Origin of the sequence: Pseudomonas thivervalensis, assembly GCF_001269655.1 — a bacterium.
In the GTDB taxonomy this organism is placed as follows: domain Bacteria; phylum Pseudomonadota; class Gammaproteobacteria; order Pseudomonadales; family Pseudomonadaceae; genus Aquipseudomonas; species Aquipseudomonas thivervalensis.
The window spans coordinates 530,223-553,187 of sequence record NZ_LHVE01000009.1; the positions used below are offsets into that span (position 1 = coordinate 530,223).

Annotated in this window: 19 protein-coding genes; 11 read left to right on the forward strand and 8 right to left on the reverse strand. The window is 62.9% G+C overall.

Annotation, left to right across the window (positions count from 1 at the left end):
* The first annotated feature begins 35 nt into the window (after window positions 1-35).
* The 9 genes from AD659_RS14480 to AD659_RS14520 all read left to right on the forward strand — a co-directional run bounded on the left by AD659_RS14480 (window position 36) and on the right by AD659_RS14520 (window position 11,932).
* Window positions 36-3,809 (forward strand): nitrate reductase subunit alpha, encoded by a 3,774-nt coding sequence (locus tag AD659_RS14480; protein ID WP_053122333.1) that lies wholly within the window; start codon window positions 36-38, stop codon window positions 3,807-3,809.
* A 1-nt stretch (window position 3,810) separates the two neighbouring features.
* Window positions 3,811-5,349, forward strand: a complete 1,539-nt coding sequence (narH, locus tag AD659_RS14485; protein ID WP_053122334.1) for a nitrate reductase subunit beta — start codon at window positions 3,811-3,813, stop codon at window positions 5,347-5,349.
* A 2-nt stretch (window positions 5,350-5,351) separates the two neighbouring features.
* Window positions 5,352-6,107 carry a nitrate reductase molybdenum cofactor assembly chaperone gene (gene narJ / locus AD659_RS14490; RefSeq protein ID WP_053122336.1) on the forward strand — a complete coding sequence of 252 codons (756 nt, stop codon included), beginning with the start codon at window positions 5,352-5,354 and terminating at the stop codon, window positions 6,105-6,107.
* The gene (gene narI / locus AD659_RS14495; protein ID WP_014339181.1) at window positions 6,100-6,780 is read left to right on the forward strand and encodes a respiratory nitrate reductase subunit gamma; all 681 of its coding nucleotides are present in this window, start codon (window positions 6,100-6,102) and stop codon (window positions 6,778-6,780) included. The genes narJ and narI overlap by 8 nt, the downstream gene beginning before the upstream one ends.
* Before the next feature lie 10 nt (window positions 6,781-6,790).
* Complete coding sequence (locus AD659_RS14500; RefSeq protein ID WP_053122338.1) at window positions 6,791-7,744, forward strand: peptidylprolyl isomerase; 954 nt, start codon at window positions 6,791-6,793, stop codon at window positions 7,742-7,744.
* A 25-nt stretch (window positions 7,745-7,769) separates the two neighbouring features.
* Window positions 7,770-8,762, forward strand: coding sequence for a GTP 3',8-cyclase MoaA (gene moaA / locus AD659_RS14505; RefSeq protein WP_053122340.1), 993 nt, complete (start codon window positions 7,770-7,772; stop codon window positions 8,760-8,762).
* Between the two features lie 269 nt (window positions 8,763-9,031).
* Entirely contained in the window at window positions 9,032-11,047 is a 2,016-nt protein-coding gene (locus AD659_RS14510; protein WP_053122342.1) for a ribonucleoside triphosphate reductase, read from the forward strand.
* Between the two features lie 31 nt (window positions 11,048-11,078).
* Window positions 11,079-11,240: an anaerobic ribonucleoside-triphosphate reductase gene (nrdD, locus tag AD659_RS30380; protein WP_030137643.1), complete on the forward strand. Its 162-nt coding sequence runs from the start codon at window positions 11,079-11,081 to the stop codon at window positions 11,238-11,240.
* Window positions 11,237-11,932 carry an anaerobic ribonucleoside-triphosphate reductase activating protein gene (locus tag AD659_RS14520; RefSeq protein ID WP_053122343.1) on the forward strand — a complete coding sequence of 232 codons (696 nt, stop codon included), beginning with the start codon at window positions 11,237-11,239 and terminating at the stop codon, window positions 11,930-11,932. The genes nrdD and AD659_RS14520 overlap by 4 nt, the downstream gene beginning before the upstream one ends.
* Before the next feature lie 125 nt (window positions 11,933-12,057).
* Here AD659_RS14520 and AD659_RS14525 read toward each other — a convergent pair whose 3' ends face one another.
* Genes AD659_RS14525 through AD659_RS14540 form a run of 4 tightly spaced genes read right to left on the reverse strand, consistent with a single transcriptional unit; the run spans window position 12,058 to window position 15,167 of the window.
* Window positions 12,058-13,425 (reverse strand): 4Fe-4S binding protein, encoded by a 1,368-nt coding sequence (locus AD659_RS14525; RefSeq protein ID WP_053122345.1) that lies wholly within the window; start codon window positions 13,423-13,425, stop codon window positions 12,058-12,060.
* Entirely contained in the window at window positions 13,413-14,267 is an 855-nt protein-coding gene (locus AD659_RS14530) for an FTR1 family iron permease (RefSeq protein ID WP_053122347.1), read from the reverse strand. The genes AD659_RS14525 and AD659_RS14530 overlap by 13 nt, the downstream gene beginning before the upstream one ends.
* A gap of 22 nt (window positions 14,268-14,289) precedes the next feature.
* Entirely contained in the window at window positions 14,290-14,634 is a 345-nt protein-coding gene (locus AD659_RS14535) for a cupredoxin domain-containing protein (protein WP_053122349.1), read from the reverse strand.
* 2 nt (window positions 14,635-14,636) lie between these two features.
* On the reverse strand, window positions 14,637-15,167 hold the full coding sequence (locus AD659_RS14540) for an iron transporter (RefSeq protein ID WP_053122351.1): 531 nt from the start codon (window positions 15,165-15,167) through the stop codon (window positions 14,637-14,639).
* Window positions 15,168-15,371: 204 nt separating this feature from the next.
* On the opposite strand from AD659_RS14540, the gene AD659_RS14545 reads away from it, so the two are divergent.
* Window positions 15,372-15,599: a DUF3079 domain-containing protein gene (locus AD659_RS14545; protein ID WP_053122352.1), complete on the forward strand. Its 228-nt coding sequence runs from the start codon at window positions 15,372-15,374 to the stop codon at window positions 15,597-15,599.
* A 153-nt stretch (window positions 15,600-15,752) separates the two neighbouring features.
* Here the strand turns inward: AD659_RS14545 and AD659_RS14550 are convergent, their stop codons facing one another.
* The 3 genes from AD659_RS14550 to AD659_RS14560 form a co-directional block, all read right to left on the reverse strand.
* Window positions 15,753-17,492, reverse strand: a complete 1,740-nt coding sequence (locus tag AD659_RS14550; RefSeq protein ID WP_053122354.1) for a dipeptidase — start codon at window positions 17,490-17,492, stop codon at window positions 15,753-15,755.
* A 248-nt stretch (window positions 17,493-17,740) separates the two neighbouring features.
* Complete coding sequence (locus tag AD659_RS14555) at window positions 17,741-19,741, reverse strand: peptidase U32 family protein (protein ID WP_053122355.1); 2,001 nt, start codon at window positions 19,739-19,741, stop codon at window positions 17,741-17,743.
* A 118-nt stretch (window positions 19,742-19,859) separates the two neighbouring features.
* A complete protein-coding gene (locus AD659_RS14560) occupies window positions 19,860-21,428 on the reverse strand; it encodes a sensor domain-containing diguanylate cyclase (RefSeq protein ID WP_053122357.1) in 1,569 nt (522 codons plus the stop codon).
* Between the two features lie 127 nt (window positions 21,429-21,555).
* On the opposite strand from AD659_RS14560, the gene AD659_RS14565 reads away from it, so the two are divergent.
* Window positions 21,556-22,014: a metallophosphoesterase family protein gene (locus tag AD659_RS14565; protein ID WP_053122359.1), complete on the forward strand. Its 459-nt coding sequence runs from the start codon at window positions 21,556-21,558 to the stop codon at window positions 22,012-22,014.
* 10 nt (window positions 22,015-22,024) lie between these two features.
* Here AD659_RS14565 and AD659_RS14570 read toward each other — a convergent pair whose 3' ends face one another.
* Window positions 22,025-22,927, reverse strand: coding sequence for a sugar phosphate isomerase/epimerase family protein (locus AD659_RS14570; protein WP_053122362.1), 903 nt, complete (start codon window positions 22,925-22,927; stop codon window positions 22,025-22,027).
* Window positions 22,928-22,965 lie beyond the last annotated feature (38 nt).

A 22,965-nucleotide genomic window follows, 5' to 3' on the forward strand; every position in this document is an offset into this window, starting at 1 on the left:
CAGACCCCGCGGAGCAAGCCTGAGAGGAAGACACTGTGAGTCATTTACTGGATCAACTGCGGTTCTTCAACCGCAAGCAAGGCGAGTTTTCAGACGGCCACGGCGAGACCCGCAAGGAGTCCCGCGACTGGGAGAACGTCTACCGTTCGCGCTGGCAGTACGACAAGATCGTGCGTTCCACCCATGGGGTGAACTGCACCGGATCGTGCTCGTGGAAAATCTACGTCAAGAACGGCCTGATCACCTGGGAAACCCAGCAGACCGACTACCCGCGCACCCGCAACGATCTGCCCAACCACGAACCACGCGGCTGTCCTCGCGGTGCGAGCTACAGTTGGTACATCTACAGCGCCAACCGGCTCAAGTACCCGAAGATCCGCAAGCCATTGCTCAAGCTCTGGCGTGAAGCCCGGCAGACTCTGGCGCCTGTCGAGGCCTGGGCCAGCATTGTCGAGAACAAGGCCAAGGCCGACTCGTACAAGAGCAAGCGCGGCATGGGTGGCTTCATCCGTTCCAACTGGGAAGAAGTCAACGAGATCATCGCCGCCGCCAACGTCTACACCATCAAGGAGCACGGCCCGGACCGGGTGGTGGGCTTCTCGCCGATCCCGGCGATGTCGATGGTCAGCTACGCCGCCGGCTCGCGCTACCTGTCGCTGATCGGTGGCGTGTGCCTGAGCTTCTACGACTGGTACTGCGACTTGCCGCCCGCCTCGCCGATGGTCTGGGGCGAGCAGACCGACGTGCCGGAATCGGCCGATTGGTACAACTCCAACTACATCATTGCCTGGGGCTCCAACGTCCCGCAAACCCGTACTCCCGATGCGCACTTCTTCACCGAAGTGCGCTACAAGGGCACCAAGACCGTGGCGATCACCCCGGACTATTCGGAAGTCGCCAAGCTCACCGACCTGTGGCTCAACCCCAAGCAGGGCACCGACGCCGCGCTGGCCCAGGCCTTCAACCATGTGATCTTCAAAGAATTCCACCTGGACAAGCCGAGCGCCTATTTCACCGAATACGCCAAGCGCTACACCGACCTGCCGGTGCTGGTGATGCTCAAGCCGATGCTCGGCGCGGCACCGGGTGCGGGTTATCAGCCGGACCGTTTCCTGCGGGCCAGCGACCTGACCGACAACCTCGGCCAGGACAACAACCCGGAATGGAAAACCATCGCCCTGGATGCCGCCGGCGAACTGGTATCGCCCCAAGGCTCCATCGGCTATCGCTGGGGTGAGAAGGGCAAGTGGAACATCCTGCCCCGTGAAGGCGGCGAGGGGCGTGAGATCGACCTCAAGCTGAGCCTGATCGGCGGCGACGTCGCCGAGGTGGCGTTCCCGTACTTCGCCGGCGAAGCCCAGGAGTACTTCCAGCATGTGGCCGGTGATGCGGTGCAATTCCGCCGCGTGCCGGTGCACAGCGTGGTACTGGCCGATGGCAGCGTGGCGAAAGTCGCCACCGTGTTCGACCTGTCGGCGGCCAACCTGGCGATCGACCGTGGCCTGGGCGGCGCCAACGTTGCCAAGGACTATAACGACGCCTCGGTGCCCGGCACTCCGGCCTGGCAGGAGCAGATCACGGGTGTGAGCCGCGAGAAGGCGATCCAGATCGCCCGCGAGTTCGCCGACAACGCCGACAAGACCCGTGGACGCTCGATGATCATCGTCGGTGCGGCGATGAACCACTGGTACCACATGGACATGAACTACCGCGGGCTGATTAACATGCTCATGCTCTGCGGTTGCGTCGGCCAGACCGGCGGCGGCTGGGCCCACTATGTCGGCCAGGAAAAACTCCGTCCGCAATGCGGCTGGCTGCCCCTGGCCTTCGGCCTGGACTGGAACCGTCCGCCACGGCAGATGAACGGCACCAGCTTCTTCTACGGCCACAGTTCGCAATGGCGCCACGAGAAGATGAGCATGCACGATGTGCTCTCGCCTTTGGCGGACAAGTCGCAGTTCCCCGAGCACGCCCTGGACTACAACATCCGCGCCGAACGCGCCGGCTGGTTGCCCAGCGCGCCGCAACTCAACACCAACCCGCTGAATATCTGCCGTGACGCCGCGGCGGCGGGTCTTGATCCGAAAGACTACGTGGTCAAGTCGCTGCAGGACGGTTCCCTGCGTTTTGCCTGCGAGCAACCGGACAGCCCCGTGAACTTCCCGCGCAACATGTTCATCTGGCGTTCCAACTTGCTCGGGTCTTCGGGCAAGGGCCACGAGTACATGCTCAAGTACCTGCTCGGTACCAAGAACGGTGTGATGAACGAAGACATCGGCCATAGCACCGAGTGCAAGCCCACCGAAGCCGAATGGGTCGACGAGGGCGCCATTGGCAAGCTCGACCTGGTGACCACCCTGGACTTCCGCATGTCCTCGACCTGCGTGTACTCCGACATCGTCTTGCCGACCGCCACCTGGTACGAAAAAGACGACATGAACACCTCGGACATGCACCCGTTCATTCACCCGCTGTCCGCTGCCATCGATCCGGCTTGGGAGTCGCGTTCGGACTGGGAGATCTACAAAGGGATCGCCAAGGCGTTTTCCGCCATGTCGGTCGGTCACCTGGGCGTGGAAAAAGACCTGGTCACTGTACCGTTGATGCACGACAGCGTCGGCGAACTGGCCCAGCCGTTTGGCGGCACTGACTGGAAGAGCGCCGGCGTGGCGCCGCAACCGGGCAAGAACGCGCCAAACCTGCAAATAGTCGAGCGTGACTACCCGAACATCTACAAGCAGTTCACCTCCCTGGGCCCGATGCTGGAAAAACTCGGCAACGGTGGCAAGGGCATCAACTGGAACACCGACACCGAGGTGAAATTCCTCGGTGAGCTGAACCACAAGGAAGTCGACGCGGGCATCAGCCAAGGCCGGCCAAAAATCGACAGCGCCATCGACGCTGCCGAAGTGATCCTGTCCCTGGCCCCGGAAACCAACGGTCACGTTGCGGTGAAAGCCTGGGCGGCGCTGTCGGAGTTCACCGGCATCGACCACAGCCACCTGGCCGTTTCGAAGGAGCACGAGGCGATTCGCTTCCGTGACATCCAGGCCCAGCCACGCAAGATCATTTCCAGCCCGACCTGGTCCGGCCTGGAAGACGACCATGTGAGCTACAACGCCGGCTACACCAACGTCCATGAGTCGATCCCATGGCGCACCATCACCGGCCGCCAGCAGTTTTACCAGGATCACCCATGGATGCAGGCGTTCGGCGAGCAACTGATGAGCTATCGGCCGCCGGTCAACACCCGCACCATCGAAGGCGTGAAGGGCAAGCGCAGCAATGGCGAGACCGAGATCGTCCTGAACTGGATCACCCCGCACCAGAAATGGGGCATTCACAGCACCTACAGCGACAACCTGCTGATGCTCACCTTGAGCCGTGGCGGACCGATTGTCTGGCTCTCGGAAATCGACGCCAAGCGCGCCGGGATCGAGGACAACGATTGGATCGAATGCTTCAACGCCAACGGCGCCCTGACCGCCCGGGCGGTGGTCAGCCAACGGGTCAAGGAAGGCATGGTGATGATGTACCACGCCCAGGAGCGGATCGTGAACGTACCGGGGTCGGAAACCACCAAGACCCGTGGCGGCCACCACAACTCGGTGACCCGCGTGGTGCTCAAGCCCACCCACATGATTGGCGGCTACGCCCAACAGGCCTACGGCTTCAACTATTACGGCACGGTCGGTTGCAACCGCGACGAATTCGTCGTGGTGCGCAAGATGGTCAAGGTCGATTGGCTCGACGGTTCCAGTGGCGATGATTTGCCGCGTCCACTGCCGACTGATATCGAGGAGAACTGAGATGAAGATTCGCTCACAAATCGGCATGGTCCTGAACCTGGACAAATGCATCGGCTGCCACACCTGCTCGATTACCTGCAAGAACGTCTGGACCAGCCGTGAAGGCATGGAATACGCCTGGTTCAACAACGTCGAATCCAAGCCGGGCATCGGCTATCCCAAGGAGTGGGAAAACCAGGACAAGTGGAAGGGCGGCTGGGTCCGCAACGCCGACGGCTCGATCAACCCGCGCATCGGCGGCAAGTTCCGCGTGCTGGCGAACATCTTCGCCAACCCGGACCTGCCGAGCCTGGACGATTACTACGAACCGTTCGACTTCGACTACCAGCACCTGCACACCGCGCCGCTGGGCGAGCACCAGCCTACCGCGCGACCACGTTCGCTGGTGTCCGGCAAGCGCATGGAGAAGATCGAGTGGGGCCCGAACTGGGAGGAAATCCTCGGCACTGAATTCGCCAAGCGGCGCAAGGACAAGAACTTCGACAAGATCCAGGCGGACATCTACGGCGAGTACGAAAACACCTTCATGATGTACCTGCCGCGCCTGTGCGAGCACTGCCTGAACCCGGCGTGCGCGGCGTCCTGCCCGAGCGGTGCGATCTACAAGCGCGAGGAGGACGGCATCGTCCTGATCGACCAGGAAAAATGCCGCGGCTGGCGCATGTGCATCAGCGGCTGCCCGTACAAGAAGATCTACTTCAACTGGAAGAGCGGCAAGTCGGAAAAATGCATCTTCTGCTACCCGCGCATCGAAGCCGGGATGCCGACCGTCTGCGCCGAAACCTGCGTTGGCCGCATCCGTTACCTCGGTGTGCTGCTGTACGACGCCGACCGCATCAGCGAAGTGGCGAGCACGGCCAACGAGCAGGACCTGTACGAGAAGCAACTGGAGATCTTCCTCGACCCGAATGACCCGGCGGTGATTCGCCAGGCCTTGGCCGATGGCGTGCCGCAGTCGGTAATCGATTCGGCGCAACGTTCGCCGGTCTACAAAATGGCCGTGGACTGGAAGCTCGCCCTGCCGCTGCACCCGGAATACCGCACCTTGCCGATGGTCTGGTACGTGCCGCCCCTGTCGCCGATCCAGAACGCTGCGGCCGCCGGCACCGTCGGCATGAACGGAGTGATCCCGGATGTCGACAGCCTGCGCATTCCGCTGCGTTACCTGGCCAACATGCTGACCGCCGGCGATGAAAAGCCGGTCAAGCATGCCCTCAAGCGCCTGCTGGCGATGCGCGCCTACAAGCGTGCCGAGCAGGTCGACGGCGTGCAGGACCTGCAAGTGCTGGCCGACGTCGGCTTGAGCGTGAACCAGGTGGAAGAGATGTACCGCTACCTGGCCATCGCCAACTACGAAGACCGTTTCGTGGTACCGAGCGCCCACCGCGAAGACGCCATGAGCGACGCGTTCGCCGAGCGCTCCGGTTGTGGCTTCAGCTTTGGCAGCGGTTGCAGCGGCAGCTCCGACACCAACATGTTCGGCGGCAAGAAGGCCAACCGTCGCGATGTGATCAAAACCGTGCAGTTGTGGGAGGAATGAGCATGCGCATTCTCAAGGTGATTTCGTTGCTGCTCGACTACCCGACCGAGACCCTGGTGGCCGGTCGCGACGAGCTGGAGCAGGCGATTGTGCAGGCGCGGGAAATCAGTCCCGCCCAGCGCGCCGGGTTGTTCGAGTTGCTGGAGCTGATCTGCAGTCAGGACCTGATGGACGGCCAGGAGCACTACGGTGCGCTGTTCGGCCGGGGTCGTTCGCTGTCGTTGCTGCTGTTCGAACACGTCCATGGCGAGTCCCGCGACCGGGGCCAGGCCATGGTCGACATGATGGCCCAGTACGAAGACGCCGGGTTCGCCATCGGCGTCAAGGAGCTGCCCGACTACATCCCGCTGTACCTGGAGTTTCTCTCCACCCGCGAAGACCTCGAGGCCCGCGAGGGCCTGGCCGATGTCGCGCACCTGCTGGCCTTGCTGGCGGCGCGCCTGGAAGAGCGTGAAAGCGCCTACGCCAGTTGCTTTCGGGCTTTGCTGCAGATATCCGGCGCCGAACCCCAGGGCGCGGTCGCCGAACTGCTCGAGCAGGTGAAGGCCGAGCCACGGGACGACTCCCTCGAAGCCCTGGACCGGGTCTGGGAAGAAGAAGCGGTGGATTTCATGAAGGCCGAGCAGCAGGACCGTTGCAGCTCGATGCCGAGCGCGCCGGGCAAGTCGCGGGACGAAAGTGCGGTGCCGCTGCACTGGGTGGATTTTCAGCATGAAGGCCGGGCCGCAGCGCCCGCCGGGGAGGTGGGCAATGTCTAAATGGGATCTGTTGTTGTTCGGGGTCTACCCCTATGTCGCCCTGGCGATTTGCCTGATCGGTAGCTGGGCGCGGTTCGACCTGTCCCAGTACACCTGGAAGGCCGGTTCGAGCCAGATGCTGAACAAGCGCGGCATGCGCGTGGCCAGCAACCTGTTTCACATCGGCGTGCTGTTCGTGCTGGCCGGACACTTCGTCGGCCTGCTGACGCCTTCGGCGGTTTATCACCACTTCCTCAGCACCGAGAACAAGCAGTTGCTGGCGATGGTTTCCGGTGGCTTCTTCGGTGTGCTCGGCCTGATCGGTTTGCTGATGCTGCTCAACCGGCGCCTGACCGACCCACGGGTTCGTGCCACGTCCAATGCGTCGGACATCCTGGTGCTGGTGGTGTTGCTGGTGCAGTTGGTGTTGGGGCTGATGACCATCGTGGCGTCCACCGCCCATATGGACGGCTCGGTGATGGTGATGCTGGCCGACTGGGCCCAGAACACCGTGCTGTTGCGGCCGGTTGAAGCCGCGACCTCGATAGCGCCAGTGGGCCTGGTCTACAAGCTCCACGTCGTGCTGGGCCTGACCCTGTTCGTGTTGTTCCCGTTCACCCGTCTGGTCCACATCGTCAGTGCGCCGGTCTGGTACCTGGGGCGTCGTTATCAAATCGTTCGGCAGAAGTTCTGAGGAGAAAATCATGGCGAGTGGATGCGGATGTGGCGGTGGTGGCGGGGGCGGTGGTTGCGGTTCTTCGGCGAAAGCCGGGCCGGTAATCGATGTTGAACCGGTGGGGGCGGTGACCTTCGAGCCCGCCCAGGCCGAGCCCGTGGTGAGCGAAGAAGCCCCTCAATTGATTGCAAGCAGCGAGCAGGAGTGGCCGATCATCAGCGTCAACGGGGTGTCGATCACCCCGCAGGCGATGGCCCAGGAGTTGCAATACCACCCGGCGGAAAGCCGCGAGGAGGCGGTCTACGAGGCCGCTCGGGCCCTGGTGATTCGCGAATTGCTTCAGCAGCGTATCGCCGAGCTCGGCCTGGCGTTGCAGGTCGGTGCCGGTGAAAACGAAGAGGAAGCGGCGACGAGGCTGTTGCTCGAACGCGAGGTGCAGGTGCCGCAGTGCGACGAGGTCACCTGCCTGCGGTATTACGAAAGCAACCGCGCGCGTTTCCACAGTGCGCCGTTGCTGGCGGTGCGGCACATCCTGCTTGAATGCGCGCCGGACGATGCCGAGGCGCGCAGCCTGGCCCATGTCCAGGCCGAGTTGCTGCTGGAGCGGCTGGACCAGTTCCCGGGCAGTTTCGCCGAGCTGGCGCTGAAGTATTCGGCGTGTCCGTCCAAGGAGCAGGGCGGTTCGCTGGGGCAGATCAGCAAGGGCCAGACCGTGCCGGAGCTGGAGCGCCAGTTGTTCACCCTGCCGGCGGGCCTGGCGAGCAAGCCGCTGGAAAGTCGCTATGGCTGGCACGTGATCAGCATCGACCAGCGCATCGATGGCCAGCCATTGCCGTATGAGGCCGTGGCGACGGCGATTCGTACCCAGTTGCAGCAGGGCGTTTGGCAAAAGGCGCTGGTGCAATACCTGCAAACCCTGATCGGTACAGCGGATATTCGCGGCATTCACCTTCAGGGCGCCGACTCGCCGCTGGTGCAGTGAGCACGGGCTCAATCGGGAGATCTTCATGAGCGCGGTGTTGCAGGACGGATTTGGGCGCCAGATCGATTATTTGCGGATGTCGGTGACCGATCGTTGTGATTTTCGCTGTGTGTATTGCATGGCGAAAAACATGACCTTCCTGCCGCGTCAGCAAGTGTTGACCCTGGAAGAGTTGCAGCGCCTGGCGCGGCTGTTCGTCGGGCTGGGGGTGAAGAAGATTCGCCTGACCGGTGGCGAGCCGCTGATCCGTCCGGGCATCGTCGGGCTGTGTCGCGACATCGCCGCATTGCCCGGCCTGCGGGAGCTGGTGATGACCAGCAATGGCTCGCAGCTGGGGCGATTGGCCCAGCCGCTGGTCGAGGCCGGGGTCAAGCGCATGAACATCAGCCTCGACAGCCTGGACGGCGAGCGTTTTCGGGCCATCACCCGTAACGGTGATCTGGATCGGGTGCTGGCCGGTATCGACGCGGCGAAGGTCGCCGGGTTCGAGCGGATCAAGCTCAACTGCGTGGTGATGAAGGGGCGCAACTTCGATGAAGTCCCGGCGTTGGTGCAATACGCCATCGATCAACGCCTCGACATCAGCTTCATCGAAGAAATGCCCTTGGGTGAGGTGGGGCGTTCCCGGGGCGAGTCGTTCTGTTCCAGCGATGAGGTGCGGGCCGAGATCGCCCGTCATCATCGCCTGCTAGACAGCGCCGAGAGCAGCGGTGGGCCGGCGCGTTATGTGCGCCTGGCGCATCATCCGGACACTCGAATCGGTTTCATCTCGCCCAACACCCACAACTTCTGCGCCAGTTGCAACCGCGTGCGCATGACCGTCGAAGGACGCTTGCTGCTGTGCCTCGGGCAAGAAGACTCCCTCGACCTGCGCGGCTTGCTGCGGCGTTATCCGCTGGACGACCAACCGGTGATCCAGGCGGTGCAACAGGCGCTGCGCGGCAAGCCACTGCGCCATGACTTCAACCCGGGTGGGGAAGTGCAGATCGTGCGGTTCATGAACATGAGTGGCGGTTAGATACGCTGCACTCCGGCTCGTGTGGCGAGGGAGCTTGCTCCCGCTGGGCTGCGCAGCAGACCCAACGCACTCTGACCCGGCGTCATCGCGAGCAAGCTCGCTCCCACAAGGGATCTGCGGCGCTTGAAAAAATGACTTTTCGAGCCTGAATGCGGGTCGCTGCCGATTCTTGATGTCGATCAATTGCAACCCTGTCTTTTGCCCGTACCCTCCACTGCATATTGTATTTAAAGATCTCTTGAAGCCTATATGTAGTGTCTGGAGCGAAAATGCAGAGCACGTTGATCTCAGTAGGGTGTAACCGCTTGCACAAGCGCGATGGCAGTGTGGTCGCCTTTGATGCGGACAAGATCCGCCAGGCGCTGATCGCCGCCGGCAAGGCCACCGGCGAATACGCCGAAGCCGAGGCCGAGGCGTTGCTTGAGGCGGTGTTGGCGCGGTTGGAAGGGCAGACGCGGTTGAACGTCGAGCAGATCCAGGACCGAGTCGAGCGCGTGCTGATGGACGCCGGGTATTTCCTGTCCATGCGCGCCTACATCGTCTACCGCGAGCAACACGGACGCCTGCGTCGGGATCGCCGTACGCTGGTGGAAGTCGCCACGTCGATGAACGAATACCTGGACCGCGAAGACTGGCGCGTACAGGCCAACGCCAACCAGGGTTATTCCCTCGGCGGGTTGATCCTCAACGTGTCCGGCAAGGTCACCGCCAACTATTGGCTCGACGAAGTCTACAGCCAGGCCATCGGCGAGGCGCACCGCGAGGCGGACCTGCATATCCACGACCTGGACATGCTCGCCGGCTACTGTGCCGGCTGGTCCTTGCGCACCCTGTTGCACGAAGGCCTCAACGGCGTGCCCGGGCGGGTCGAGGCCGGGCCGCCCAAGCACCTGAGCAGTGCCCTGGGGCAGATGGTGAATTTCCTCGGCACCCTGCAAAACGAATGGGCCGGTGCCCAGGCGTTCAGCTCGTTCGACACCTACCTGGCCCCCTATGTGCGCAAGGACCAGCTCAGCTACGACGAGGTTCGCCAGTCGTTGCAGGAGTTCATCTACAACCTCAACGTACCGTCGCGCTGGGGCACGCAAACCCCGTTCACCAACCTGACATTCGACTGGGTCTGCCCCCAGGACCTGCGTGAACAGATCCCGGTCATCGGCGGTGAAGAAATGCCGTTCGCCTACGGGGACCTGCAAGCGGAAATGGAACTGATCAACCGTGCCTACATCGAGGTGATGCAGGCCGGCGATGCCAAAGGCCGGGTCTTTACCTTCCCGATCCCGACCTACAACATCACTCACGACTTTCCGTGGGACAGCGAGAACGCCGACCGGTTGTTCGAAATGACCGCCCGCTATGGCTTGCCGTATTTCCAGAACTTCCTCAACTCGGACATGCAACCCAACCAGGTGCGGTCGATGTGCTGCCGCCTGCAACTGGACGTGCGCGAGCTGCTCAAGCGCGGTGGTGGCTTGTTCGGTTCGGCGGAACAGACCGGGTCCCTGGGGGTGGTGACGATCAACTGCGCGCGCCTGGGTTACCTGTACAAAGGCAACACCAGCGCCTTGCTGCAACGTATCGATACCCTGATGGAGTTGGCGAAAGAGAGCCTGGAGGTCAAGCGCAAGGTCATCCAGCGTCACATGGATGCTGGCTTGTATCCCTACACCAAGCGCTACCTCGGCACCTTGCGCAATCACTTCTCCACCATCGGCGTGAATGGCCTGCACGAAATGCTGCGCAACTTCACCGATGACCAGCAAGGCCTGCACACCGAGCAGGGCCGGGCATTCGCACTGAAACTGCTGGATCACGTGCGGGCCACGCTGCTGCGTTTCCAGGAAGAAACCGGCCACCTCTACAACCTCGAAGCCACACCCGCCGAAGGCACCACGTACCGCTTCGCCAAGGAAGACCTCAAGCGCTACCCGGATATCTTGCAGGCCGGCAGCCCGGTCGCGCCGTACTACACCAACTCGTCGCAACTGCCGGTGGGCTTCACCGACGATCCGTTCGAAGCCCTGGAGCTGCAGGACGAACTGCAATGCAAATATACCGGCGGCACCGTGTTGCACCTGTACATGGCCGAGCAGATTTCCTCCACCCAGGCCTGCAAGCAGTTGGTGCGCAAGGCCCTGGGACGCTTCCGCCTGCCGTACCTGACCATCACGCCGACCTTTTCCATCTGCCCGGTGCACGGCTACCTGGCCGGCGAACACGAGTTCTGCCCGAAATGCGACGAGGCCTTGCTGCTGCAACAGCCGTTGGCAGGCAGCGTTCACTGATCCGATCCATCGACCGTTAGGAGCTTTATCCATGAGCGCAGTACAAACGATTCCACAAGCACAGCGTCAACGTTGCGAAGTCTGGACCCGGGTGATGGGTTATCACCGCCCGGTGGCGGCTTTCAACCCGGGCAAGCAGTCCGAGCATCGTGAGCGGGTGCACTTCACCGAACGCGCGGCCGGGCGTCCATGAGTCGAGTGCTACGGGTCGGGGGCATGGTGCCCCTGACCACCCTCGATTATCCGGGTCAACTCGCCTGTGTGCTGTTTTGCCAGGGGTGTGCCTGGCGTTGTCGTTATTGCCATAACCCGCAACTGATCCCGCCGCGCGGCAGCGAGGAGGTGGATTGGTGTCGGGTGTTGGCGTTCCTGCAACGCCGTCAGGATCTACTCGACGCCGTGGTGTTCAGTGGCGGCGAGCCGACCTTGCAGGACGGCTTGGCGCCGGCCATGGAGGAAGTGCGGCAGATGGGTTTTCGCATCGGCCTGCACAGCGCTGGCATCAAGCCGGCGGCCTTCGCCAAGGTGGTTGGGCAGGCCGATTGGGTGGGGTTCGACATCAAGGCCTTGCCCGAAGACGCCCTGGACGTGACCCGGGTCGAAGGCAGCGGCGCGGCGAACTGGCGCAGTCTCGATCATTTGCTGGACAGCGGCGTGGACTATGAATGCCGCACGACGGTGCACTGGCATCTGTTCGACCCCGAACGGTTGCTGACCCTGGCCCGGCGCCTGAGTGAGCGCGGGGTCAACCGGTTTGCCGTGCAACTGGTGCGCACCGCCCGGATGCTCGACCCCCATCTATCCAGCGTCTCGGCGCAGGCCTTGCAGCCCGAGCTGTGGGCGGCCATGCGCGAGCTGTTTCCCTCGTTTGTGTTGCGCAGTTGAGTGGTGGATAGCGGCGGGTCAGTTTGCATAGTGTGTGACTGTGCCACCGTCTTCGCGAGCAAGCTCACTCCCACAGGGAAGGGCTGTGGTGGGGATGGCTTTTGTGAACCCCCGCAATCCCTCGATCACCAGCCCCAGAATTGCAACCACCAGCCATACCCCACCAGGCCGCTGGCCAGGACCAGGCAGGCCATGGCGGGCAAGCGACGGCTCGGCGATGCCACGGTTGCCTGCAGGCGCTTCCAGCCCAGCCACAGGCTCCAGGCAATCGCCGCCGCCAGCAGTGCGGCCCGAGCCGTTGGCACCCATTCCAGCAGCAGGCCTTCATAGCGCAGCAGTTTGACGGTGGTGGCTGACAAGCCGAGGAACAACCCGGCGCCGCCAAGGGGCGTCAGGGTGAGGGCCAGGGGCCGGTAGTCTGTGGCATCGCCCGAGAGCCATGCGGTCAGGCGCATGAGGAGCAGCAACGAAGTGCCCATCAGCAGCGCACTCAGGCCCAGGTACGCGACGATGCAAAACCCATCGAGCCAACTGAAACTGTCATTGAGTTGCGGGTAGTGGGTCAGCAGCCACCAGGGCGCGTTGTCCTGCAGCGCCCAAAACCAGTCGTGACCCACCAGCCATTGGGCCAGGCTTTGCTTGAGGTCGATGAACCAGGGACTGACGGTCCACTGGAAGGCGCCCATGGCCAGGCCGATGACACCGAACAGCAGCAAGCGAGCCTCCCAGGGCGACAGCGTGTTGGCCGTCGTCTGGAGGATTTCCGCGTTGCTGGAGCGGGCAATCAGCCGTACCGCGTCGCGCTGGCCGCTGCAGCGACCGCAGGCGTGGCAATCGGTGGCGCCGCGCAGGCGGCGGATGTCCAGCAAGGGCGCGCAGTTGGGAGGAGGGCGACGCGGTGCGGGGTTTTCAAGCCAGCGTTGTTCGTCCACCTGGAAGTGCACCGGCGCCAGGCGGGCGAGCAGGGCAAACACGCCACTGACCGGGCACAGGTAGCGGCACCACACCCGCTTGCCCCGGGCGAACAGCAGGCCGACGATCACCGCGGCGACGGTCGAGCCGCCCAGGATCAGCAGCGCTGCCTGGGCATAGTCGTACACGCTGATCAACTGACCGTAGACCGTGGTCAGACAGAACGCCAACGTCGGCCAGCCAGCCCAGCGTACCCCCCGGGGCACCCCGAGGCCCTTGCCGTACTGACTGGCCCATTCGCTCAGCGCGCCTTCCGGGCACAGCACGCCACACCAGAGGCGACCGAACAGCACGATCGACAGCAACACGAACGGCCACCAGATGCCCCAGAACAGGAACTGCGCCAGCAGCGTCAGGTTGTCCAACAGCCGCGCCTGACTGGTCGGCAATGGCAACATGGCCGGTACGACCAACAGCACCGCGTAGAACAGCACCACCGCCCATTGCACCGCACGGATGACCGAGCCATGGCGGCGCATGCCGTCGCCCAGGCGTTGCAGCCAAGGGTTCAGGTCGGGCATGGCAGGGTTTCCGCCTTGCGTGGCCGCAGCCAGCCCGCGACAACGCCCCAATAACCCAGCCACACCAGCAGTGTCATCGCACTTGGGCTGGCCCGATACCCGGTGAAATCCGCCAGGAACCCGCCGAAACCATGGCCGTCGTCGAGGAGCGCGCTGCTGTCCCACAGCGCGTCGCCAATGCCGCGATACACCGCCTCGGGCCAATCCATCGCCAGCAATTGCCCACCGACCCGCTCGGTGGCGCTGACCAGCAACGCCGCGCCCAACAGCAACAGGATCATTTCGCTGATGGCAAAGAACCGCGGCCACGAGATGAACCGACGACTGCTGTGCAACAAGGAAACGGTCAGCAGCGACAACACCAACCCGGCCAGCGCGCCGACGGCGAACAAGCCCAATGGCGGCCCGTGCAGACGCGTACCGGCGCCGTACAGGAAAACCACGGTTTCACTGCCTTCGCGGCTGACGGCGAGCAAGGCCAGAACCAACAGGCCCAGGCCACCCTGGCGGCTCAGGCGCTGGTCGGCGTGGCGTGTCAGGTCATGCTTGAGCGTCCTCGCGTTTCGGTGCATCCAGCCGACCATCTGCACGATCAGCAGGCTGGCGACCAGGGCCAACGCAGCCTGGAACCATTCGCTGGTGGTACCGCTCATGGCCTCGCCAGCGAGCAGGATCAGGCCGGCCAGCACCCCGGAAAGCAACAAGCCCAATGCCGCGCCGGCCCACACATAGCGCCGCAGTTGACTGGCCTGTTGCTGCTGGCTGACCCAGGCCTGGAGAATTCCGATCACCAGCAACGCCTCGACGCTTTCGCGCCAGACAATAAACATCGATTGAGTCATGCAAACGCCTCCTGCTGGCCGATTACCGGGCGAGAATGCCGCCCTCGGGCAGTTGCGGATTGAATTCGTCGAAAAACGGATAGTGCCCGGGGCGCAGCGGATGAATGACCACGAACGTCGTGACGCCGGGCGAGAGCACTTTCTCCACGCGCAATGGCGTGCTTTCGAACTCCGCCGGGCCCTGGCCGATATTTTTCAACACGATCTTGAAGCGTTGCCCGGCGGGCACCTCCAGTTGCGGCGGCGTGAAGTGCCCGTCGCGGATGCTCAATTCATATGTGGGCAGTTCGGCCTGGGCGATTGACGGCAGCAGCAGACCGACCAGCGTCAGCCAGGCCAGGCAGGACGGCCAGGATCGGCGGCTCATGTTCAGTACCCGCCTTTTTTACCGATCCCGGCGTAGACGAATTCGTAATGCAGTTCGCAGCGTTCGAACCACGGCGCCACGCCGGTTTCCTTGTCGGTATGACGGCCAAGGGACGCGTGGCCACCCGGTGGCAGGACGGTGAAGGTCAATTGATATTTGCCAGGGCCGAGCAGCTTGACGTTGTCGCCGTAGTGCGGCCCGTCGTTGGCGACCATGGCGTGGAAGTCGCCCTTGAGCGCGGTGTCGCTGCCTTGTTTCTTTAGTTGGAACGACACATTCAGATAGGGTACGAAGCTGCCTTCCTGGAAGCCTTGCTGGTTGTCCGCCGTGGCGCGGATATCGGCTTCCAGGTGGACGTCGGAATCGGCCGTGGCGCGCATCATCCCGGCAGGAGCCATTTCGATCGGTTGCAGGTACACCGCGCCGACCTCCAGCCCTGGGCACAGTTGCGGTTCGCCGATGGGGTATTCCTTGGCCTGGGCCAATGGTGCGAGCAACAGCAGGGCGAGGGACAACGGAGCAAGGGTACGCATGATGACTTCCTGGTTGGCTAAAGGATGGCGCCGAGTCTAGGAAGCTTCGCTGCGAATAATAATGATTCTTGTCAATTTTCAGCGAGAATTCTTGAGCGGTGAGCGTCGGTTCGTTGCTGCGTGGCTGTTCTTGATCAGGATCAAGGGAGGCCGTGTCCCGCCGGGGTAGGGTACGGGTACACCCATCGGTTATGCGGGGTCGTCATGGCAAAGCCTTTTCCCATCAGTCCCAAGCATCCCGAGCGCATTTGCTGGGGGTGTGATCGTTATTGTCCAACCAGTGCGCTGGCCTGCGGCAACGGTGCCGATCGAACGATGCACCCGGCCGAGATGATCGGGGACGACTGGTACTTGCATGGGGATTGGGGGCTGGAGTTGGTCGACGTTACGGCCAAGGTCATCGATCCAAGCGCCACTCGCCTGAAGGAATAAGGTGAAGGGATAAGGGTGAACCTGTGGCGAGGGAGCTTGCTCCCGCTGGACTGCGCAGCAGTCCCAAAAAACGTGCGGCCGCTGCGCAACCGAGCGGGAGCAAGCTCCCTCGCCACACCAACAGGCCTTGATAACCGTCCCGCGCGGGGTCGATCAGAGCTTCGGCAACTGCCCGATCCGCCCCATCATCTCGGTCACGATCTGCAAGTCCAACAGGAACTGCTCCATGGTCTTGAACTCGTTGTCGTTGTGCCCGGTGTACTTGACGTCGGGCATCGCCAGGCCGAATTGCACGCCGTTGGGCAGGTCATGGACCGAGGTGGCGCCGGCGGAGGTGCCGTATTTGTGTTCCATGCCCAGGTTCTCCGTGGCGACGGCCAGCAGCGCCTTGACCCATTCACCTTCCGGGTTGCGGTACATCGGTGCATCAACGGAATAATCAAAAGCCACCGCGACGTGGGACTTCTTGCTCCAGGCGGCCAGCTTGTCGGCAATCTCAGTCTTGAGGGCCTCGGTGGTCTTGCCCACCGGCACCCGCAGGTTGACCGCCAGCTTGAAGGTCTTCTCATCCATGCCGACGTAGGTCAGGGATGCAGTCAGCGGGCCCATGAACGCATCGGAGAAGCCAACCCCCAGTTTGTTGCCCAGATAGTCCAGGCCCCAGTTGTCGGCGGCGTAGCGGGCGGCATCGGTGATGTGGTTGTGCTTGAGCGCGACCTTGCCGTCGAGGCCGTTGATGAACACCAGCAGCCTGGCGACGGGGTTGACGCCTGATTCGGGCTCGGAGGAGTGGGCCGAAACGCCAGTGAAGGTCAGCTTGACCGTGCTATCGGCCACCTCGCCTTTGACCTCAAAGTCGCCGCCATTGGCCTTGGCATAGGCTGTACCGGCCTTGAGCAAGTGGGCGGCCAGTTCTGTGGGCTTGTCGGTTGCAAAGGTCGCCACCGAAGTCGACGGAATCTGGTTGGTCGCCATGCCGCCGGTGAGCGCTGTTATTTCTGCGCCCTTGCCCTGTGCCGCGCGGCGAGGGAAGTTGGCCATGACCGTGCCGTAGCCTTTCTCGGCAATCACCACGGGGTAGCCGCCATCCAGCGCCAGGTTGTAATTGGGCGTCGGGTTGCGTTCGAAATAGTAGGGAATGGCGTCGCCGGTGGTTTCTTCGGTGGTGTCGACCAGCAGCTTGAAGTTGCGCGCCAGCGGCAGCTTCTCTTCCTTGATGATCTTCATGGCGTAGAGCGCCACGACGATACCGTTCTTGTCGTCCTCGGTGCCCCGGCCATACATGCGGTCGCCCACCAGGGTGACCTTGAACGGGTCGAGGCGGGTGCCGTCTTTCAATACCCAGTTTTCCGGCGTGACCGGGACCACGTCGGCATGGGCGTGGATACCGACGACTTCGTCGCCGCTGCCGTCGAGTGAAATCTCATAGACACGGTTGTCGATGTTGCGGAAGTTCAGGTTGAAGGATTCGGCGAGGCTCTTGATCTTGGCGGCGATCTTGAGGAATTCCGGGTTCTCGTGCTGGGCAACGCCGTCCTTGCGATAGGTCGGGATGGCGACCAATTCCTTCAGCGTCTCGGTGGCGGCTTCGCCGTATTTCACCCGGGCATAAAGGCCCAGCAGGCGATGGATTTCGTTCTGTTGTTCAGCCGACAGGGTCTTGTTGCCTTGGAAGGCGCTGATGGCGGGGCCGAGGTTGGCGGTTTTGGCCAGGTCGTTCCTGGCGACCTCGGCGAGGAACTGCCTGAAATCCGTGACCGATGTTCCGGCGAAGGTTTTGACGATGGCTGAACCCTGTTGGGCGGTGATGTTGGCGAAGGCTGGCGTGGTCACTGTGGCGAGGCTGGACAGCAGCAGGGTGGCTACGGCCAAGTGTTTGAGCGAGAAGTCCATTGCTGGGCATTCCTTTGCAGGCGGTTGGGAGAGAAGTGCCGATTTTTTGACACAAACGCTTACAACCTAACAGGCGAACGAGGGGCAGGGGAGCCTTGCGGGGGAATCTGTCGCACAGCGAAGCAAAAACGGCGCAGAAATGAAAAAATGGCGGAGGGCCATCAAACACTCGCTCCCACAGGGGGATCTGTGGCGGGTACAAGTTTTGTGAACACCCACTTCCACAGGGGAAGTGGGTGGAGAGGGGTTTAATGCGGTGCGCGCGGGATCGTCTTGAGCAGGTCTTCAGGGCTGATATGACCGACCACGGGCTGTGCCGTGCTGCCGGGCAATGGCAGGTCGAGGATGTGGCCCTTGATCTTGCCGACCACATGCATCTCGCAGGGTTTGCAGTCGAACTTAAGCGTCAGCACTTCATCGCCGTGGATCAACTGCATCGGCGCGACCTTGGTGCGCACGCCGGTGACGCCCTTGGCCTGCTTGGGGCAGAGGTTGAACGAGAAGCGCAGGCAGTGCTTGGTGATCATCACCGGCACTTCACCGGTTTCCTCGTGGGCCTCGAAGGCCGCGTCGATCAGCTTGACCCCGTGGCGATGGTAGAAGTCCCGGGCCTTCTGGTTGTAGACGTTGGCCAGGAACGACAGGTGCGACTCCGGGTACACCGGGGGCGGGCTGGTCTCGGCCTTGCGGCCACCGCGTGGGTGGGCTTGGATGCGGGCGGCGGTCAGGGCCTCGATGGCTTCGCGGCGCAACGCCTTGAGCTGCGAGTTGGGAATGAAGAACGCCTGGGGCGCATCCAGCTCAATGGCGGTGGCGTGGTATTCGGTGGTGCCCAGTTGGCCGAGCAGGTCGTGCAGTTGCTCCAGCGCCTGTTCCGGCTTGTTCGCCAGGCCGAATGGCCCGTCCAGGACAACACGGGCGCGGATGCCTTCTTCGCTGGTAGCGGTCAGCTCCAGGCGTTCTTCACGCAGGCGGGCAACCCAGGCCAGGCCGACGCGGCGCTCGGAGGAGGTCTTGAGCAACGCTTGCTGCCAGTTGTGGTCCAGGTTGCGGCTCAACGGGTGGTTGGGGCGCAATTGGTACAGGCCGGCCGGCATCTCATTGGGCTCGACGCGGTAGCGGTAGCGCTTCTGGCCGTCCTCTTCGAATTCACCCTTGGGCTCGGCGATGTTGGCGCGGAAACCGACGACTTCGCGCTTGACCAGCACGTTGAGGCCGTCGCCGTTGGACAACGGATCGAAGGTCACCACTTGCAGGTCGCGCTTGCCGACTTTTTCCACCACGCCCACCGGCACGCCGGTGAAGGTCGGCGAATCGAAGGCACCGATGTCGATCTTGCGCTCGCTGACGAAATAGTCGGTGCTGCCCCGGTGGAAGGTCTTGTCCGGGTCGGGGACGAAGAAGTGCGCGGTGCGGCCGCTGGACGCGCGGGCCAGATCCGGGCGGTCTTCGAGGACATCGTCCAGGCGCTGGCGGTAATAGGCGGTGATGTTCTTCACATAACCCATGTCCTTGTAGCGCCCTTCGATCTTGAACGAGCGCACGCCCGCTTCGACCAGGGCGCGGATGTTGGCGCTCTGGTTGTTGTCTTTCATCGACAGCAGGTGTTTTTCATAGGCGACCACCCGACCCTGGTCGTCCTTCAAGGTGTAGGGCAGGCGACAGGCCTGGGAGCAGTCGCCACGGTTGGCGCTGCGGCCGTTCTGAGCGTGGGAGATGTTGCACTGGCCGGAGAAGGCCACGCACAGCGCACCGTGGATGAAGAACTCGATGGCCGCGTCGGTCTCGTCGGCGATGGCGCGGATTTCCTGCAGGTTCAGCTCACGGGCCAGGACCAGTTGCGAGAAACCGGCCTGGTCGAGGAACTTGGCCCGGGCCAGGGTGCGGATGTCGGTCTGGGTGCTGGCGTGCAGCTCGATGGGCGGGATATCCAGCTCCATCACCCCCAGGTCCTGGACGATCAACGCGTCGACGCCGGCATCGTACAACTGATGGATCAGCTGGCGGGCCGGCTCCAGCTCGTTGTCGTGCAGGATGGTGTTGATGGTCGTGAACACACGGGCGTGGTAGCGGTGGGCGAACTCCACCAGCCGGGCGATATCGCCCACCTCGTTGCAGGCGTTGTGACGCGCGCCGAAACTCGGGCCACCGATGTACACGGCGTCGGCGCCATGCAGGATGGCCTCGCGGGCGATGGTCACGTCGCGGGCGGGGCTGAGCAATTCCAGATGATGTTTGGGCAAGGACATTTGTTTTTAGTCAGGCTGGTCACGGTCGAAGCGCGCATTGTAGCCGCCAGGCGCCTCGCCGGCACCTGTGGACTTGGGTTTGCACGATCCTGACCGATGCGCGGCGCTTGCGCGGGGTTCACCCAGCCGTCGTGCCGGCGCTGCACCAGCGGTTTCGCCCGGTGTTCTTCGCCAGGTACAAGAAGGCGTCCGCAGCCTTGATCAGCATGGCCGGGGTGACGTCCTCGCCGCTTGGCTGGCTGGTGGTAACCCCCGCGCTGATGGTCACGATGCCCAGGGGATGATCGCCATGTTCGATGTTCAACGCCCTGACGGCTTCGAGGATTTGTTGCGCGACCTTGGCGGCACCGGCGCTGTCGGTGTTGGGCAGCAACACGGTGAACTCTTCGCCGCCATAGCGCACCGCCAGGTCGCCCGGCCTTTTGATGGTCTGCCCGATGGCGGTTGCAATCGCGCGCAGGCAATCGTCGCCGGCGGCATGGCCGTATCTGTCGTTGAAACGTTTGAAGTAGTCGACGTCAAGCATGATCAGGGCCAGGGACGAACCCTGGCGCCTGGCCAGGCGCAGTTCATCGGCCAGGGCGATGTCCAGCCGCCGGCGGTTGCCCAGCCCGGTCAGGCTGTCGGTCAGCGCCATGTCGCGCATGGCCTGGTGGGCGCTGCGGATCTGCTTCTCCATGGTCATCCGGTGGCGCAACTGGCTCAACACGATAAGCCCGAAGCCCACCAGTATCGCGATCAGAAAAACCAGCACCAGACCGGTCTTGAACAGGTCGCGGCGCCAGGGCGCGATGATCGATTCGCGGGACAAGCCGGCTTCCACCACCAACGGGTAGGTGGTCAGGGCCCGGTAGCCGTACAGGCGCTCGGTGTCGTCGACGACGGCCCTGGCCTCCGCGATGCCCTGGTTCGAGGTGGGCAAGTAGTTCCTGAAAATCACGCTATTGACCAGGCTCTTGCCAATCACCGAGGCGACGAAAGGCCGGCGCACCAGAATCGTTCCACTGCGTGTCGCCAGGACCAGCGCACCCTTGTCGTCGATCTTGAAATCGCCGTAGTAATCGACGAAATAGCTGACCTTGACCGTTCCGAGCAGGACGCCGGCGAACGAGCCGTCGGGGTTGTTCAAGCGTCTGGAAACGGGAATGATCAGGTCGTTGGTGGATCGACTCTTGACGACGTCACCGATGCGCACGCCGCGATCCTCGTGGGTACGGTGGTATTGGAAGTAGTCGCGGTCGGCGTTGTTCGCCATTTCCGGGATGACTTCCTTGTCCGTCACCAGCCACTGGCCGTCCGGGCCGTAGATAAACAACCCGTGCAGTTGCGGCATGATCGCAGCCTGCTGCACCAACAGCTTATGGATGCGCGGGACGTCCATGTTCTGCAGGCCATCGCCCTCCACCCGTTCACTGAGGGCAGCGGTGACCACATCCACTTGTCGAATGGTGTCTTCGGCGTGCTGGGCCGTCGCCCGTGCCAGGTTCGTCACCGAGTCCCGGGCAGACGCAAACGCGGCGCGGTAGTCACGCCAGGTCCGCCAGCCTTCGACGGCCAGGAATGCGATGACGACCACCAGCATGAAGCTCACGGTCAGCCGAAACGCAGCTCCGGCCCGCACAGCCTGCAGGGAGAATGTTGCATCGGGGCTTTCGATCTTGGGCTCTGGCTGCTTGCGTCCGAGCATTGACATATCCTTTCCACGACGGGTCTTCGCCTTTCAGGGCGCAGCCTATCCTATTCGATTTGAGCACGTTAGCTAACTGCGACGAGGCAGGTACAACCGGCGACACACGATGAAGGAGAAAGGTTTCATGAAAGTTGGCGTGATTTCGGACACCCACGGCCTGCTGCGCCCCGAAGCGCTTGCGGCGCTGCAAGGCTGTGAGCGGATCATTCATGCCGGTGATATCGGCGGCCCGGAAATCCTCGACGCCTTGGCTTCCATCGGCGAGCTGCAGGTGGTGCGTGGAAACAACGATCTGGAGGCCGAGTGGGCAGGGCGCCTCGCCGATTGCCTGCAATTCGACCTGGGGGGATGGCAGGTCCTATTGGTCCATGACATCGCGGATGTGCCGACGCCACTCGACCCGGGGGTGAGGCTGGTGATCACCGGCCATTCCCATAAACCGCTGATCGAGTGGCGTGGCGAGCGGCTCTATCTCAACCCGGGCAGCGCCGGCCGGCGACGGTTCAAGTTGCCGGTGACGCTGGCGCTGCTTGAGGTGAGTGAGCAGGCGATCGAACCGCGGATCGTGCCATTGCTCCCGTGATGGACGCGGTCTACCTGAAGTATTTGTCGACGTAGGCCTGGATTTCCTTGCGCATGAAGCGCCCGGATTCATCGGCCCGTTCCTCCCAGCCGAACACGCACGCGGTGACGATGCCGTCGAAGCCGGTCTTGGCCAGTTCGCTGAAGAACAGGTCCCAGTCGATCTCGCCCTGGTGCATGTCCATGTGCTGGTGGACGGTGACCTTGGCGCCGGGCGGGTTGACGATGTAGCGCAGGCCGGACGAAGCCTTGTGGTTGTAGGTGTCGGCGATGTGAACATGGGCGATCATCGACCCGGCCTCGGCGATCATGGCTTGCATATCGTCGCCGAAGTAGAAAGTATGTGGCGTGCAGTACAGGAACTTGACGTTGTCCGAACCGAGGGTCTTGAGCATGTCGAGGGCCGGGTGCAGGGTTTCGCACCAGTCTTCCGGGTGAGGCTCGACGTTGAGCGTAATCCCCTCGCTTTCCAGGATCGGCACCAGTTCTTCCATCGAGCGCCACCAGGCCGCTTCGCTCGACTCGTGGCTGTGCACGCCACCGCAGCAACTGACTGTATGCCCACGATCCGGCGACGGTCCACGGCCGAACTCAGAGTTCATCGTGGTGCAACCCATGTCCACGGCGACCTGGATCGCCTCCTTCCAGTAGCTCACCGCCGCCCGGCGTTCATCTTCATGGGGGCTGGCCCAGCGGTACATCGGCAGCAACGAGGCCAGTTGCAGGTCGTGGTCGCGCAGGGCTTTCTTGAACTCGGCGATGCGTGCCTTGTGGGCGCGGGGGCGGACCCACCAGGGCAAGAAGTCTTCCCGTGGCGACAGTTCCAGGTACTGGTAGCCGAGCTCGGCGGTCTTGCGGCACAGGTCCGGCAGACTCAGGTGACGATGCATGTAGGGGTCGAGGGCGATTTTCATGGTTGTTCTCCATTGGGGAATACTCATTGCCCGTGGCG